We start from the raw sequence: 18,282 nt of genomic DNA, 5'->3' as shown, positions 1-18,282 counted from the left end.
TAAAATGCTTTACGAATTATCTTCCTTCGACTTTACGACTTTAGTTGATTTGTTGAATTATAGAGCACTTCATCAACCGGATCAGCTAGCATATGCATTCCTGATGGATGGAGACAAAGAAGCAGGTCAGTTGACTTATGCGGAACTAGATAAACAAGCCCGTGCGATTGCCTCTTACCTTCAATCCCAAAACTTGGTTGGACAAAGGGCACTTTTATTATATCCACAAGGTTTAGAGTTTCTTACTGCTTTCTTTGGCTGCTTGTATGCAAAAGTTATTGCTATTCCTGCACCACCACCTGATCCAGCAAGATTAAAACGTGCTTTACCGAGACTAAAAGCTATTGCTGAGGATGCTCAAGCATCTTTGGTATTTACCACTCACAAAATCATATCCCAAGTGACAGGGGCACAAGAGCAGATATCAGAACTATTCCAAAATATACGTTGGGTAGCCAGTGAAGAGATTATTGATGAACAGTTAGCTCAGAAATGGAAATCTCCAACAATCAGTAGTAATGATGTCGCCTATCTCCAGTACACTTCTGGCTCTACTTCCACACCTAAAGGAACCATAATCAGCCATGGGAACGTAATTCATCACTCTGCATATATCCAAAAAGCATGGGAATACACTTCAGATAGTGTTGCTGTCACATGGATGCCTTATTTTCATGATTATGGACTGATTGATGGTTTGATACAACCTTTATATACAGGAATTCCTTGCTATATTATGTCATCTATGGCTTTTCTCAAGCGTCCCATTCGTTGGTTACAAGCCATTTCTCGATATAAAGCCACTCATACACAAGCTCCTAATTTTGCTTACGATTACTGTTTAGAGAAAATTACAGAAGAACAACTTAAGACTCTGGATTTGACTAGCTTACGAACAGCTAGTAACGGTGCAGAAACAGTTCGTAAAACTACTGTAGAACGTTTTATCGAGAAATTTAGTGCTTGTGGATTCCGTCCAGAAGCTTTTTATCCATCTTACGGATTAGCAGAAGCTACTTTGTTAGTCACAACCAAACGGCATACAGAGAAACCAACCAGTTGTACAGTTTCACCCACTGCCTTAGAAAAGAACCAAATTGTGGAAGTTCCTCCAGGACACAAGGCAGGATTGAGTATAGTTAGCTGTGGTGTTCCTATTTGTAATATGCAGGTAGTGATAGCTCATCCGGATAAACTAAGCCGTTGCCAGCCAAATGAGATAGGAGAAATCTGGATTTCAGATCCCAGCGTAGCTCTGGGATATTGGAATAGAGTAGAGACCACAAAAGAGACATTTCAAGCTTATTTAACAGACACTAAAGAAGGTCCGTTTCTGCGAACTGGAGATTTAGGATTTTTGAAATATGGAGAATTGTTTATCACTGGTCGTCTCAAAGATTTGATTATTATTGGGGGAGCAAATTACTATCCTCAAGATATTGAATGGACTGTAGAACAGTGTGACTCTTTAATTCGTTCTAATCATTGTGCAGCATTTTCAGTGGAAGTAGAAGGTGAAGAACGATTAGTGATTACTGCAGAAGTGGAACGTAATATTGAAAAGTTTAAGGAATTAATCAAAAATATTTCTCAAGCAATTTTAGAAACTCATGGTTTAGAAGTTTTTACGATTTCACTATTAAAAAAAGGGGGAATTCTTAAAACTTCTAGTGGAAAAATTCAACGCAGTGGTTGTCGTAAAGCTTTTATTGAAGGCAGTTTAGAAGTTGTTAGTGAGTGGAGAAAACCTTGTAGAGAGGCACAGAAATCAACCACTGTGCAAGAAAAATCAGTCCTTCAGTACTCTGAAAAAGCAATCCTCAATTGGTTATTAACTCAACTATCTGCAAGATTAAATATTGACGCGACAACTATAGATATTCGCGAACCATTTGTGCGTTATGGTTTGCCATCAAGAGAGGCAGTGAGTTTGGTTGGAGAATTGGAACAATGGTTGCAGTGCCATCTTTCTCCTACTCTACTGTGGGAGTATCCAACGATCAAAGCCTTAGTTGAATATTTAACTAATAAATCGACCAAATCAATTAATCATACCATTGCTACCAAGCCTCAAACAACAGAACCAATTGCTATTGTTGGTATTGGCTGCCGATTTCCTGGAGCTAATAACCCAGAAGCTTTTTGGCAATTATTGCATGAAGAAATGGATGCTATTCAGGAAGTACCTTCATCTCGTTGGGATATAACCAATTTTTATAATTCTAAAGCCGATTCAGGCAAGATGAATACCCGTTGGGGTGGTTTTATAGAGCAGGTAGATTATTTTGACTCTCAATTTTTTGGCATTTCTCCTCGGGAAGCTGAAAGTATAGATCCCCAACAACGATTGTTATTGGAAGTGACTTGGGAAGCTCTAGAGAATGCAGGTATTGCACCAGAAAGGCTGGCTGGAAGTCAAACAGGGGTATTTGTTGGTATTTGCAACTATGATTATTCTCAATTGCAATTCAACTGCCCAAGTTTATTAAATGCATACTTTGGTACAGGGAATGCTTTGAGCATTGCGGCGAATCGCCTATCATATACACTAGATTTGCACGGGCCCAGTTGGGCGGTAGACACCGCTTGTTCTTCTTCATTGGTAGCAGCTCATCAAGCTTGCCAGAGTTTAGCCAATGGAGAATGTCAGATGGCCATTGTTGGAGGAGTGAACTTAATTCTGGCTCCCCAATTGACTGTGGTTTTTTCCCAAGCCAAAATGATGGCAGCAGATGGTCGCTGTAAAACCTTTGATGCAAAAGCAGATGGTTATGTGCGTTCAGAAGGTTGTGGAGTTATAGTTTTAAAACGCCTTTCTGAAGCCGAAAGGGATGGGGACAACATCTTAGCTTTAATTAGAGGATCAGCAATCAATCAAGATGGTCGCAGTAATGGACTCACAGCTCCCAATGGGCTTGCCCAACAGGCAGTTATTCGTCAAGCATTAGCTAATGCTGAAGTTGCACCAGCTCAAATTAGTTATGTAGAAGCTCACGGTACTGGAACTTCGTTAGGAGACCCTATTGAGGTAAATTCTTTAAAAGAAGTGCTGATGGAAGGACGTTCTCTAGAACAGCCTTGCTGGATTGGCTCAGTAAAAACTAATATTGGTCATTTGGAAGCTGCTGCTGGTATTGCAGGTTTGATTAGAGTGGTGTTGTCTTTGCAACATGAGGAGATTCCCCGTCACTTACATTTTCATCAAATAAATCCTCATATTTCTCTGGCGGGTAGTTCCTTATTAATTGCTACTGAAAACCAGAAATGGGCTAGAGGAGTAAACAGGCGATTTGCTGGTGTGTCTTCATTTGGCTTTGGTGGGACTAATGCCCATTTAATTCTAGAAGAAGGGCCAATAACAACACCAATAAAGTCAGATTCAAATATTGAACGTCCTCAACATCTATTGACTATTTCAGGAAAAAGCAAAACAGCCTTGAGAGACTTGGCACAGCTTTACACAAAATTTATAGAAGCAAATCCAAGGATACCTATTGCAGATATATGTTTTACTGCCAATACAGGGCGATCGCACTTTGATTACCGTACAGCATTTGTTGCTTTATCACATGCACAATTACAAGATAAACTCCGCGACTTGATTACAGGTGAGTTGTGTACTGACTCAGTAAGTCAATCAATTAATGCAAAAAATCAACCCAAGATAGCGTTTTTATTTACGGGTCAAGGTTCTCAATACGCAAAGATGGGACAACAGCTTTACGAAACATCGCCCATCTTTCGTACTAGCCTCGATTATTGTGATGAGGTTCTGCGATCTTACCTCGACATTCCTTTACTTTCAGTACTTTACCCAACATCTGGAGAGACCTCATTAATAGATCAGACACTCTATACTCAACCTGCTCTGTTTGCTCTGGAGTATTCCTTAGCACAATTATGGCAATCTTGGGGAATAAAACCATCTGCAGTGATGGGTCATAGTGTAGGGGAATACGTTGCAGCAGTCGTAGCTGGTATTTTCAGTTTAGAAGATGGATTAAAACTTGTTGCTTCAAGAGCACGCCTTATGCAGAGTCTACCCCAAGTGGGGGAGATGGTGGCAGTGCTTGCAGGCGAAGAAACCATACGAGCAATTGTAGAGATAGATGATCAAAAGGTAGGATTTGCTAGTTACAATGGGCCAAAGAATACAGTTATTTCTGGTGAGCGCCAAGCAGTTCAAGAAATTTGTGTTGCTTTAAAAACTGCAGGTATTCAAACTAAAAAATTACAGACTTCTCACGCTTTCCATTCACCTTTGATGGAACCGATTCTGTCTGAATTTCATCAGATAGCTGCCACTGTCAACTACAATGCTCCCAAAATAAGTATAATCTCCAATTTAACGGGAGAAGAACTTACAGCAGTCACTGATCCAGATTATTGGTGTTCTCATTTACGTTCTTCTGTAAAGTTTATTACTAGTTTACAGACATTACACGCTTGTGAAATTGATGTATTTGTGGAGGTCGGGCCAAAACCTACCCTATTGGCTAACGGACGCAATTGTCTACCAAATTTTCAAGGGTTATGGCTTCCTAGTTTGCGTCCTGGATATGAAGATTGGAGCATTCTACTCAATAGCTTGGGTCAATTGTATACACGGGGGTTATCAATAGACTGGTTGGCACTAGATCGGGATTACAATCGACAACGTATAATGTTGCCCACTTATCCCTTTGAACGTCAAAGTTATTGGTTTGACAACATCAATCAGCCTCAAAAACCACAACATTTAACACAAGAAAATCATCAATCATCAATCATTAATCTTTTACAACAAGGAGATACTGTAAAATTAACACAGTATTTGCAAGCAGCTAAAAATCTCTCAGAAGATGAAGCGAAATTATTGCCTCAGCTGCTAGAAGTTTTGGTTCAACAACACCAAATAGAAACACAAGCTGATAGCGTAAAAAACTGGTTGTATCACATTGAGTGGCAGCCTCAACCCCAGCGTTCAGCTTCTCTCCAGCTCAGTCAATTATCTCAACCAATTAGTTGGTTAATTTTTGCGAAACCTAATACTTTAGGACAAGCCATAGCCGATTTATTGCAACAGTACGGTCACAACTGTATTCTGGTCTATCCTGGGGATAAATATCAGCAAATAGCATCTACAACTTGGACTATCGACCCAAATCGCCTAGAAGATATTAAGCATATCTTGCAAGAAGTCAGGAACTCTAGCGCATTGCCTTTGAAAAGAATCATCCACCTATGGAGTTTAGAAGCAATTAAGGCAGAAGAGCTGACAATTCCTATTTTGGAACAAACCCAACAATTGACTTGTGGCAGTGTATTGCATCTAGTGCAGGCGTTGGTTCAAGAAAATATGTCAACTCCTAAACTGTGGTTAGTAACCCAAGGTGCAGTACCAATAGCACAAAAGCCCATTACATTTCATCAAACTTCTTTATGGGGATTGGGTAAAGTGATTGCTCTAGAGCATCAAAGGATTTGGGGAGGGATGCTCGATTTATCACCTGAAGTAACCACCAATGAACTAGAGTTAGCACTCGCAGAAGTTTTGAGTCAAGAACGAGAAGATCAAATTGCTTTGCGTAATGCGCAGTGTTATGTTGCTCGTTTAGTACCAACTCATGTATCAAAATTTTCCAAAGCACAGTTACGGGCAGATGCTACTTATTTGATTTCGGGGGGTTTGGGTGATTTGGCATTAAAACTAGCTCAGTCGATGGTAGACCAAGGCATACGACATATGGTGTTAATTGGACGTCATCATCCTACCAGTGCTGTCCAGGAAATTTTAGATCAATTACAACAAAAAGGAGTTAAGCTTCTCGTTGCTCAGGCTGATGTGTCTCGCACAGAAGACATGGTTAGGATACTGGAACAGGTTAAAGCATCTTTGCCACCTTTGCGAGGTATTATTCATGCCGCTGGAGTCTTAGACGATGGTATTTTATTACATCAGAATTGGGAACGCTTCAAGCAAGTGATGTCCCCAAAAGTCAAAGGAGCATGGAATTTACATGTCTTAACCCAAGATTGCCCATTAGATTTTTTTGTTTGTTTTTCTTCTATTGCTTCGCTTATTGGCTCTCTGGGGCAGAGTAGTTATGCCGCAGCTAATGCTTTTTTAGATAATTTGTGTCATTATCGTCAGCAATTAGGTTTACCAGCTTTGAGTATTAACTGGGGAGCATGGGCAAATATAGGAATGACAGCAAAGTTAGATAACCATTTTCAATCTCGTATTGCTGAAATGGGATTGAGTCCTCTCACTTTAAAGCAAGGATTATCAGCATTTGATCTAGTATTAGGACAAGCTTTCCCACAAATTGCTATTCTACCCATTGATTGGGTGGTTTTCCAGCAACAATTTAGTACTCAAGTACAGTCACCCTTACTATTTAATGTTCTAGGTAAAAACGAATCAACAGATAAAGATGACTTGATTCCCGTACCATATAAAGACCTGTTGCAGAGATTAAAAGAAACTCCAATTAACCAACGTGAAGAATTTTTAGTAAGTCATCTTCAGGATGAAGTTGCCCATATTATGAAACTTGAATCTTCTCATTCTATAGATCCAACGAAGGGTTTATTTGATATGGGAATGGATTCTTTGATGGTTGTAGAAATGAAAAATCGTTTAGAAATTGTTCTAGGAGTTTTCTTACCTTCAACCTTGGCTTTTGAAGCACCAAATATTCAAGATTTAAGTAAGTACATTATTGAAAAAATCCTTAAATGGCAAACAACAAGCAAAGTTGGGACTAAATCCCAAGATGGTAACCAAGGTAAAGATCAACCGAAATTAGAAGTTGAAAATCTTTCCTCAAATAATATTGAAACCCTAATTGCTGAAAGACTTAATAGACTGGAAACTTTACTCAAAGAAGATTATAAAATATGAGTATCTCTGAATCACAGCGAATTCTTCTTGCTTTGGATGAAGCGGTCACAAAACTTGAAACCGTTGAGCGTACAAAAACTGAACCGATCGCAATTGTTGGTATGGGTTGTCGGTTTCCAGGAGGTGCTAATAACCCAGAAGCATTTTGGCAACTGTTACAAAATGGTACAGATGCAATTACCCAGATTCCTGCGGATCGTTGGAATGCTGATGAGCATTATAATCCAGACACTAGCATTCCCGGAAAAATATGCACCCGCTTTGGTGGGTTTTTACAGCAGGTAGACCAATTTGATCCCCAGTTTTTTGGCATCTCTCCTCGGGAAGCAATCAGTCTAGACCCTCAACAACGATTACTTTTAGAAGTCAGCTGGGAAGCATTGGAAAATGCAGGTTTTTCTCCTAGACAGCTTAGTGGCAGCCAAACAGGTGTTTTTGTGGGCATTGGTCAGAATGACTACGCACAACTACAGTTTTATTCTGGGGATCTGACTAAAATTGGTCTTTATGAAGGAACTGGCAATGGCTTTAGTTTTGCACCAGGTCGATTGTCCTATATTTTGGGACTCAATGGCCCTAGTATAGCAGTTGATACAGCTTGCTCTTCTTCGTTAACGGCGATTCACTTGGCTTGCCAAAGTCTACGTGTTCGTGAATGCAATATGGCGATCGCTGGTGGCGTCCATCTTGTCCTCTCCCCTGAAGTTACTGTTTTTCTATCTGTTTCTCAGACTCTCTCTCAAGATGGACGTTGCAAAACCTTTGATGCTGCTGCCAATGGTACTGGAAGGGGTGAAGGCTGTGGAGTGATCATTCTCAAGCGTCTTTCAGATGCCCTTGCTGATCAAGACAACATCCTAGCCTTAATTCGTGGTTCAGCAGTTAACCATGATGGTCGTAGTAGCGGCTTGACAGTGCCTAATCGTTCATCACAACAAGCTGTTATTCGTCAAGCCTTAAAAAATGCGAAACTAGCAGCAAATGAAGTAAGTTATGTAGAAGCTCATGGCACAGGCACACCTCTAGGCGACCCAATAGAAGTCAGAGCATTAGGCACAGTTTTAGCAGAAGGCAGATCACCATCACAACCGTTACTCATCGGCTCTGTGAAAACCAATATTGGTCACCTAGAAGCAGCAGCAGGGGTGGCTGGCTTGATCAAAGTAGTACTATCACTCCAACATCAACAAATTCCTCCACACCTGCATTTTCAACAACCTAATCCTCACATCAACTGGGATGAACTGCCAGTAAAAGTGCCAACACAGACCGTTCCATGGCAGACAATAAACAACACCAGAATAGCAGGGGTTAGCTCTTTTGGCTTTAGTGGTACTAATGCTCATGTAATATTAGAACAAGCACTGCCACCAGAGCCACTGCCACCCCAAATAGACCGACCCTTGCATCTGTTGACTCTCTCGGCTAAATCACAATCAGCAGTGCAACAATTGCTGGCTCGTTATCAACATCATTTAGCCAAACACCCTGAGCAAAATCTGCCAGATATCTGCTTCACAGCTAATACTGGACGAGAGCATTTCTCTGAGCGAATTGGTGTAGTTGCTTCATCCACTGCTGAACTGGCACAGAAATTAGCCACACTCGCTCCACCAGTATCAGCAACAAAACGCTCTAAAATTGCCTTTTTATTCACTGGTCAGGGTTGTCAGTACCTGGGTATGGGACGACAACTGTATGAAACACAACCAACTTTCCGCCGTACCCTCGACTATTGTCAGCAAATTCTGCAACCATTTCTAGATAAGCCTCTAGTGCAAGTTTTGTATGCTGACCATCAGCAAGAGTTATTGCTGGAGAATACAGCATATGCTCAACCTGCCATATTTGCAATCGAATATGCTTTAGCGGAATTATGGCGCAGTTGGGGCGTAGAACCGGATGTAGTGATGGGTTACAGTCTTGGCGAATATGTTGCTGCTACGATTGCTGGTGTTTTTAGTCTAGAAGAAGCTTTAAAATTGGTAGCTGAACGTGGTCGTTTAATGCAGACTTTGACTCCAATTGCAGAAATGGTTTCTGTATTGGCGAATGCAAAACTCGTGAGTGCTGCCATTCAACCCTATACTGAGCAGATTACTATTGCTGCGATTAACGCACCCAACAATACAGTGATTGTTGGTTTACCTGCTGCTATTGAAACTGTGGTCTCATCTTTGTCAGCACAAGGAATTTATACTGAGCGCTTGAGTGTCTCTCGTGGTTTTCATTCCCCTCTGCTCAAGCCGATCCTAGAGCCATTTTCTCAGCTTGTTGCTAGTGTCAATTATGCTCCAGCCAAAATCAGTTTTGTTTCTACTGTGACTGGTAAGTCTATCACCACTGAAATCTCTTGTGCTGATTACTGGTGTCAGCATTGTTGGCAACCAGTGCAATTTCTTGCAGGGATGGAAGCACTCGAACGCCAAGGGGTGGAAATATTTCTGGAGATTGGTCCTAGACCCAGCTTACTACCTATGGCAAGTGATTGTTTCGCTTCAGAGATGGGTATGTTTTTACCCAGCTTACGTCCCACTCAGTCTGATTGGCAAGTCTTACTTGAGAGCCTATTAAGTTTATATCTTCATGGGTATCCAGTGGACTGGTCTGGTTTTGACAAAGACTATTTCCGTCTGCGTTTGCCATTACCCACCTATCCTTTCCAACGTCAACGTTATTGGGTAGAAACTACAAAGCAAGCTCGTGGACTACTATCTCTATCTCAAAGAAAAACATCTCTTCACCCCTTACTCAGTGCTAAACTTCAATCTCCTTTACTTAAAGAAACTTTATTTACATCTGAGATTAGCATCAATGATTTTCCTTATCTCAATGATCATCAGGTTTATGGAGAAATTGTTGTCGCGGGAGCATTTCACATATCCTTGCTTTTGGGAGCGATCAAGCTAACTTTGGGTGAGCAACACTGTATTTTAGAAGATGTTGTTTTTACCAAAGCGCTGGTAATTTCCTCAGAAGAATTACGCAACATTCAATTGCTTATTACCCCAGAAGACAGTGGCACAGCTTCCTTTAAACTCATTAGTTTAGAAAGTGAAGCAGCAAATGCAAGCAATTCATGGAGCAACCATGTCAACGGAAAAATTTCTATTCAAGGGAAATATTTAACTGCTACACCAACTTTGAACAAAGTCTCCATTCAAAATTTACAAGACAAATGCAAACAAGAAATATCTAGCGCTGACTTTTATCAGTTTTTACAACTACGCCATATTCATTTAGGTACAAGCTTCCAATGGATCAAGTCCATATGGAAGGGAGATAGAGAGGCTATATGTCATATGCAACTTCCTCAAACACTAGATAATGTTGAGGAATACCAATTGCACCCAAGTCTAATTGACTCTTGTTTTCAATTGCTAATGGCAACTGTAGTTCTTCAGGACGATGAAACTTTTGTGCCATTTAGCATCGAGAAATTATATTTTTACCAAAAGCCTAGTAATTATTCTCAATTATGGTGTCATGCCTACTCCCTGCCAATGGAGAAATCTAAAGAAGAAGTAGTAGGCAACATTCGATTGTTAGATCAAGAAGGTCAAATCCTTGCTGAGGTGATGGGCTTTAAAGCTAGAAAAGCTCATAGTTATACCTTCTTGAACTCTCTGCAACAATCTTTAGACGACTGGCTCTATGAAATAGAGTGGTGGCCGCAAACGCTGTCAGGGTCTATGTCACCAAAGGAGGTGCAAACCAGCAATTCTGAAGCAAAAAATTGGCTGATTTTAGCTGATGAATTTGGTATTGGTCAGCATTTAACAGCGCAATTAGAAGCACAGGGGGAAGTATGTACTGTTGTCCTCCCAGGTAATACATATGAACAGTTAACAGAAAGAGAATTCAAAATTAACCCAGCTAACCCTGAAGACTTTGAGCAGCTATTTACAGAAATTACAGCGCATACATCTTCTTTGTATGGTGTTGTGCATCTGTGGGGTTTAAATACAACAACAGAAGCATTGACAATTACAAATATTCAAGCAGCTTTAAATGATGTATGTGGCAGCACATTGCAGCTGGTACAATCATTGGTTAAAGCTCAACTTGCTTCATCTCCTTCCCTATGGTTGGTAACCCGAGGTGTTGTATCGGTAAAATCAGAGCAAAATATTTTGGGATTGCCTCAATCTCCCTTGTGGGGCATGGGTAAGGTTATTACTTTAGAGCATCCAGAACTAAATTGTGTACGGGTTGATTTAAATCCAGAACCTCAAAAGAACGAAGTAGAACACCTATTTACAGAAATTTGGTCAAAGAGTACAAAAGAAGACCAAGTTGCTTATCGAGATCAAGTTCGTTATGTAGCTAGATTGGTACGTAGTAAACTTGGTCAAAATAATAGAGAAAAACAAATTAATATACCACAATCTGAATTTATCCGTTTAGGAGTATCTAGTCGAGGAACCTTAGACAATCTACAGCTACAACCAGTCACTCACCGTCAACCCAATGCTGATGAAGTAGAAATTGAGGTCTGTGCTACAGGAATGAACTTTAGAGACGTTCTTAATGTATTGGGTTTGTATCCTGGAGATCCTGGTCCTTTGGGTTTGGAATGTTCTGGTCGAATAGTAAGAATTGGGGAAGGAGTTGAAGGCTTTAAGATAGGAGATCCAGTTATTGCTTTAGTCCAAGGCAGTTTCGGTCAGTATGTCACTGCTAAGACTACTTTAGTTATACACAAACCAGAGGATATGAGCTTTGAAGAAGCAGCTACAATTCCAGTCGCGTTTTTAACAGTGTGTAGTAGCTTGCTTAACGTTGAAATATCTCCAGGAGACCGGGTACTGGTACATGCTGCCTCTGGAGGCGTCGGGTTAGCAGCCATACAACTATTAAAGCTAGCTGGAGCAGAAATCTTTGCCACTGCCAGTCCTCAAAAATGGGAATTTCTTCAATCCCTGGGGATTAAACACATTATGAACTCTCGAACTCTTGATTTCGCTAATGAAATCATGGAAAAAACCAATGGAGAGGGAGTGGATGTTGTGATCAATTCCCTAAATGGAGATTTTATTTCCAAGAGTCTATCGATCTTACGTGAAAAAGGCTGCTTTTTAGAAATTGGTAAGAATGGAGTTTGGAAAATTGAGCAAGCAAAGCAGGTAAGACCAGATATTTCCTACTTTTTAGTTGATTTAGTAAAAGATTGTTACGAACAACCTGCATTAGTACAGTCAATGTTTGATGAACTGATGCAAAAATTCCGAGATGGGAACCTCAAACCTTTACCACAAACAATATTTGCTTTTACGGATGTGCTTGATGCCTTCCGCTATATGCAACAGGCCAAACATATTGGCAAAATCGTGATTTCTCAACAGTCAGGTACACGTACAATATCTCAAGAGCCTGTCAGTTTGTCTGAGGATGGGACGTACCTAATAACAGGTGGCTTGGGTGGTTTGGGTGTACTTACAGCTAATTGGCTAGTCCAGCATGGTGCAAAACATCTAGTATTAGTAGGTCGTAGTACCCCTAACCCAGTTGTTGGTAATCAGTTAAAACAGTTGGAACAAGCAGGATCTCAAGTTGTTGTCCTATCAGCAGATATCTCCCAGCTAGAACAAGTGAACTATGTACTAGCAACAATCGAAAAATTTTTACCACCTTTGCGGGGCATTATCCATGCAGCAGGTTTATTAGATGATGGTATACTACTACAACAAACTTGGGAACGTTTTGCAAAAGTTTTAGCTCCTAAAGTTTACGGAGCCTGGCATTTGCATACTTTAACTCAGAAATTGCCACTAGATTTCTTTGTCCTATTTTCTTCTGCAGCTTCTTTGTTGGGTTCTTCTGGTCAAGCTAACCACGCCTCTGCTAATGCTTTTCTAGATGCTTTGGCTACTTATCGACGAACACAAGGGTTAACAGGCTTAAGTATCAATTGGGGCCCATGGACTGAAGTTGGCGCAGCTGCTCAACGACACTTAAATCAACAGATGAGCATGAAGGGAGTCGGTTCTATCACCCCAGAAACTGGATTGCAGATCCTAGAAAAATTATGGTCAAACTCTCCTGCTCAAATAGGAGTTGTGCCTATAAACTGGACACAGTTTGATCAAGCTTCAGTATCCCCATTCTTCAGCGATTTCACACAGATACATAGACAAGATCAGCAGCAAATAACTAGTTTTCTCAAACAGCTAGAAGCAATTCCTGTAAACCAACGTCATGCCCATTTGTTAGCCCATGTCAATTCGTTAGTTGCCAAAGTTTTACGGCTAAATTCATCAGAACAGCTAGATCAACAACAAGGATTTTTTCAACTAGGAATGGATTCCTTAACTTCTGTAGAGTTAAGAAATCTGCTCCGCAACAATTTGGAATGTTCTTTGCCTTCCACAATAGCGCTGGAATATCCTACTTTAGAAACGTTAGTTAACTATTTAGCTTATGAAGTGCTGCCAATAGAATTTTCTACCTCTGAGCTTGATGTACAGCCTCAAGAAAATGGCAAGAATGATTCATTAGCTGATTTAACAGATATATCTTTACAAGAAGTTGCTCATCTGCTGGTTAAAGAACTAGAAACTACTGAGAAAGAGTAAAAATAATGAGCCAAAACTTAACTGACATAGATTATCAGTCTTTGATTAGGAAAGCACTGATTGAGATCAGAGAAACGAAAAGCAAGCTCAACGCTTTAGAAAAGGCTATGACCGAACCAATAGCTATTATTGGTATGGGTTGTCGATTTCCAGGAGGCGCTAATAACCCAGAAACTTTTTGGCAACTATTATCTCATGGGGAAATAGCTATTGGTGAAGTGCCATTAGAGCGATGGAATATAGAGACTTACTATGATCCAGATCCTGATGCTCTTGGGAAAATATGTACTCGTTATGGAGGGTTTGTGGATCATTTACAAGAGTTTGATGCCAAATTTTTTGGCATTTCTCCTCGTGAGGCAGTTAGTCTAGATCCACAACAGCGTCTATTGCAAGAAGTAACTTGGGAAGCATTAGAAAATGCAGGTATTGCACCGAAGCAACTTGTTGATAGTCTAACAGGAGTATTTATCGGCATTTGTCACAATGACTATTTGCAAAAACTGCTAAATAGAGAACCTGCAGAGATTGATGCATATATGGCTACAGGCAATTCTCATTCTGTAGCAGCAGGTCGCTTATCTTATTTTCTTGGTTTGCAAGGCCCAAGTTTTGCAGTTGATACAGCTTGTTCCTCTTCGTTGGTGGCAATTCATTTGGCTTGCCAAAGCTTACGAAATAAAGAGTGTAATTTAGCCATAACTGGTGGTGTAAATGTACTCTTATTACCAGAAGTTAGTATCAATTTCTCAAAAGCTCATATGCTAACTTCTGATAATTGTTGCAAAACTTTTGACCATCAAGCTGACGGCATTGTCCGTTCTGAAGGCTGTGGAGTGATCATTCTCAAGCGTCTTTCAGATGCCCTTGCTGATCAAGACAACATCCTAGCCTTAATTCGTGGTTCAGCAGTTAACCATGATGGTCGTAGTAGCGGCTTGACAGTGCCTAATCGTTCATCACAACAAGCTGTTATTCGTCAAGCCTTAAAAAATGCGAAACTAGCAGCAAATGAAGTAAGTTATGTAGAAGCTCATGGCACAGGCACACCTCTAGGCGACCCAATAGAAGTCAGAGCATTAGGCACAGTTTTAGCAGAAGGCAGATCACCATCACAACCGTTACTCATCGGCTCTGTGAAAACCAATATTGGTCACCTAGAAGCAGCAGCAGGGGTGGCTGGCTTGATCAAAGTAGTACTATCACTCCAACATCAACAAATTCCTCCACACCTGCATTTTCAACAACCTAATCCTCACATCAACTGGGATGAACTGCCAGTAAAAGTGCCAACACAGACCGTTCCATGGCAGACAATAAACAACACCAGAATAGCAGGGGTTAGCTCTTTTGGCTTTAGTGGTACTAATGCTCATGTAATATTAGAACAAGCACTGCCACCAGAGCCACTGCCACCCCAAATAGACCGACCCTTGCATCTGTTGACTCTCTCGGCTAAATCACAATCAGCAGTGCAACAATTGCTGGCTCGTTATCAACATCATTTAGCCAAACACCCTGAGCAAAATCTGCCAGATATCTGCTTCACAGCTAATACTGGACGAGAGCATTTCTCTGAGCGAATTGGTGTAGTTGCTTCATCCACTGCTGAACTGGCACAGAAATTAGCCACACTCGCTCCACCAGTATCAGCAACAAAACGCTCTAAAATTGCCTTTTTATTCACTGGTCAGGGTTGTCAGTACCTGGGTATGGGACGACAACTGTATGAAACACAACCAACTTTCCGCCGTACCCTCGACTATTGTCAGCAAATTCTGCAACCATTTCTAGATAAGCCTCTAGTGCAAGTTTTGTATGCTGACCATCAGCAAGAGTTATTGCTGGAGAATACAGCATATGCTCAACCTGCCATATTTGCAATCGAATATGCTTTAGCGGAATTATGGCGCAGTTGGGGCGTAGAACCGGATGTAGTGATGGGTTACAGTCTTGGCGAATATGTTGCTGCTACGATTGCTGGTGTTTTTAGTCTAGAAGAAGCTTTAAAATTGGTAGCTGAACGTGGTCGTTTAATGCAGACTTTGACTCCAATTGCAGAAATGGTTTCTGTATTGGCGAATGCAAAACTCGTGAGTGCTGCCATTCAACCCTATACTGAGCAGATTACTATTGCTGCGATTAACGCACCCAACAATACAGTGATTGTTGGTTTACCTGCTGCTATTGAAACTGTGGTCTCATCTTTGTCAGCACAAGGAATTTATACTGAGCGCTTGAGTGTCTCTCGTGGTTTTCATTCCCCTCTGCTCAAGCCGATCCTAGAGCCATTTTCTCAGCTTGTTGCTAGTGTCAATTATGCTCCAGCCAAAATCAGTTTTGTTTCTACTGTGACTGGTAAGTCTATCACCACTGAAATCTCTTGTGCTGATTACTGGTGTCAGCATTGTTGGCAACCAGTGCAATTTCTTGCAGGGATGGAAGCACTCGAACGCCAAGGGGTGGAAATATTTCTGGAGATTGGTCCTAGACCCAGCTTACTACCTATGGCAAGTGATTGTTTCGCTTCAGAGATGGGTATGTTTTTACCCAGCTTACGTCCCACTCAGTCTGATTGGCAAGTCTTACTTGAGAGCCTATTAAGTTTATATCTTCATGGGTATCCAGTGGACTGGTCTGGTTTTGACAAAGACTATTTCCGTCTGCGTTTGCCATTACCCACCTATCCTTTCCAACGTCAACGTTATTGGGTAAAAGATTCTCAAAGTTCTCAAACAGAGAAGAATAATGGAAAGAAAGATGAACTTTTTAACTTTAACGGCTCTCCTCAGAAAAACGACGAGTTGGTTTCCCAGTCAGAAAAATCAACCAATTCATTTTCTGTTATAAAAGAATTTCAACCCAATTTAATTCGTGAGCAACTTTTAGCAGCAGATTTGGAAAATAGACAAAAGTTACTCAATTCTTATTTAGAAGAACAAGTAGTAAGGATAATGGAAATACCTATATCAATGCTCGATAGAGAGCGGCCACTTCAGGATATGGGGTTGGATTCGCTCATGGCATTGGTTTTAAAAAACTGGGTTGAAACCAACCTTGAAATAACTTTACAAACAGAAAACTTTTTTCAAGAGTTTAGCTTAAATCAACTTGTAATTAATTTATGTGAACATCTAGTAGATGTTTCTAATTCTAAATACGAAGCTACTAAAAATTTAGTAGTGAAGGCTAAAATGGGAGATTCTGATTTATCCTCGGATTTACTTTTATGTATTCAGCCTAAAGGTTCTAGATTACCTTTTGTTTGTGTGCATCCTGGTGGTTTAGATCCTTTATGCTACGAAAATTTAGTACATTATTTAAGCAATGATCAACCTTTTTATATACTACAACCATCTGAGCTTAATAATTTTCAAAATTGTAACAATGAGTTCCTATCTTCAATTCTCATAGAAGAGATAGCATCTAAATGTCTCAAAGCTTTGCATAGTATTCAACCACAGGGCTCTTATCTATTGGGAGGTTGGTCTTTAGGAGGCTGTGTAGCCTTAGAAATGGCACAGCAGTTATGTGAACAAGGAAAGGAAGTAGCTTTCCTGGCATTATTAGATGTTGTCAATATCATGAATCTACCTTTCAACGAAGATTGGGTTTTGGTATTCTTGTTTGCTAATTATTTAGGAGCACGTCATAATAAAGAACTTGTACTCAAATACGATGTTTTAAAAAAACTTGATTTTGCTCATCAATTAAATTACCTCTTGAAAGAAGCAGTAGAGCTAAAACTTTTACCTAACAATACTAGTTTTACTGAAGTTTCCCATCTTTTTCAATCTTACAAAGTAGGCATTCACACTTCTTGGAAACGAGCAAAAGATTATATTTTCAAGGACTATCCAAAGCGCATTACTTTGTTTGAAACAAGTGAAGTTATACAAATAACTAATGGAATCTCTAGCAGTCCCTTCCTATCCAAGAAGAATTGGAGTAATCTGTTTCAAAAGGTTCCAGAGCTTCATGTTGTTCCTGGTAATCATTATTCAATGTTTATTGAACCTCATGTTCGGATTCTTGCAGAAGAATTGAAACGTTGCCTTGATGCATTAGTCACAAATTAAGGTTGTGAGCAGGGCAAACGCATGTGTGACTTGTTCCTAATGTACATTTAGGGACTTCCAAAAAATAAAATATACACTTCTCACATCTTGCACCTGAAAAAATAGATGTCAAAACCACAACTACGTACGAGTGGAATTAAACGCTCAATTTCAAGTAAAAGAAGAGACACTACTATTTGAGGGAAAATAGATTCTCGTGCAGTTTTTGAAGCCTCCCCCCAGTCAGGTATGCTTGACGACTGAGTTGATAGATAAGTCCAATGGGCAATGAGATAAGCAGTAAAACAGAGAATTAGCCACCGATACATGCCAAGCAGAGTTTTTTGTCCGAAACGGTGTAGCCCAAAACGATGTTTCGCAGTTTTAAACCATCCCTCAATCTGCCACCTGCGCTTTCCCCACCATTTAATAGTGCTAGCTTTTAGGGGTCTAGTTGATATAACAAATCTTTTTTCGAGCTTACCGTTAGAGCGTTTCAGGTAATACCATGCTACAGTTGGAAATTTTAAACCAACTAAACGTACTTGTTGTCCTTGTTGATGTAAATGCTTTAAAACTCTTCCATCATTAAGCTTACGGGTAATAGCGACACCTATAATGGCTTGATACTTTAACTTACGTATGCCATGAATGAATTCTTTGCTGCCGAAAGCTGTATCAGCTAAAACCATGACAATAAAGCTTGATTTTAAACCCACATTCCGCACTTCAAAATGTAGCGCAAGAGATTACATGGTGATTC

4 protein-coding genes are annotated in these 18,282 nt (G+C 40.3%); 3 read left to right on the top strand and 1 reads right to left on the bottom strand.

The features are described from left to right. Positions 1-4 precede the first annotated feature (4 nt). From AC5JMK_RS25175 to AC5JMK_RS25165, 3 genes are read left to right on the top strand one after another with little or no spacing between them, the layout of a single operon-like run. On the top strand, positions 5-6,886 hold the full coding sequence (locus AC5JMK_RS25175; RefSeq protein WP_495911262.1) for a type I polyketide synthase: 6,882 nt from the start codon (positions 5-7) through the stop codon (positions 6,884-6,886). After that, positions 6,883-13,461 carry an SDR family NAD(P)-dependent oxidoreductase gene (locus AC5JMK_RS25170; RefSeq protein WP_495911261.1) on the top strand — a complete coding sequence of 2,193 codons (6,579 nt, stop codon included), beginning with the start codon at positions 6,883-6,885 and terminating at the stop codon, positions 13,459-13,461. The genes AC5JMK_RS25175 and AC5JMK_RS25170 overlap by 4 nt, the downstream gene beginning before the upstream one ends. A 5-nt stretch (positions 13,462-13,466) precedes the next feature. Beyond that, entirely contained in the window at positions 13,467-17,540 is a 4,074-nt protein-coding gene (locus AC5JMK_RS25165) for a beta-ketoacyl synthase N-terminal-like domain-containing protein (protein ID WP_495911260.1), read from the top strand. 80 nt (positions 17,541-17,620) lie between these two features. On the opposite strand, the gene AC5JMK_RS25160 is transcribed toward AC5JMK_RS25165, so the two are convergent. Further along, positions 17,621-18,238, bottom strand: a complete 618-nt coding sequence (locus tag AC5JMK_RS25160) for a transposase (protein WP_495911259.1) — start codon at positions 18,236-18,238, stop codon at positions 17,621-17,623. Positions 18,239-18,282: the final 44 nt, after the last annotated feature.

The organism is Pelatocladus sp. (assembly GCF_059505505.1).
This window is presented reverse-complemented; position numbering and strand designations above follow the sequence as displayed.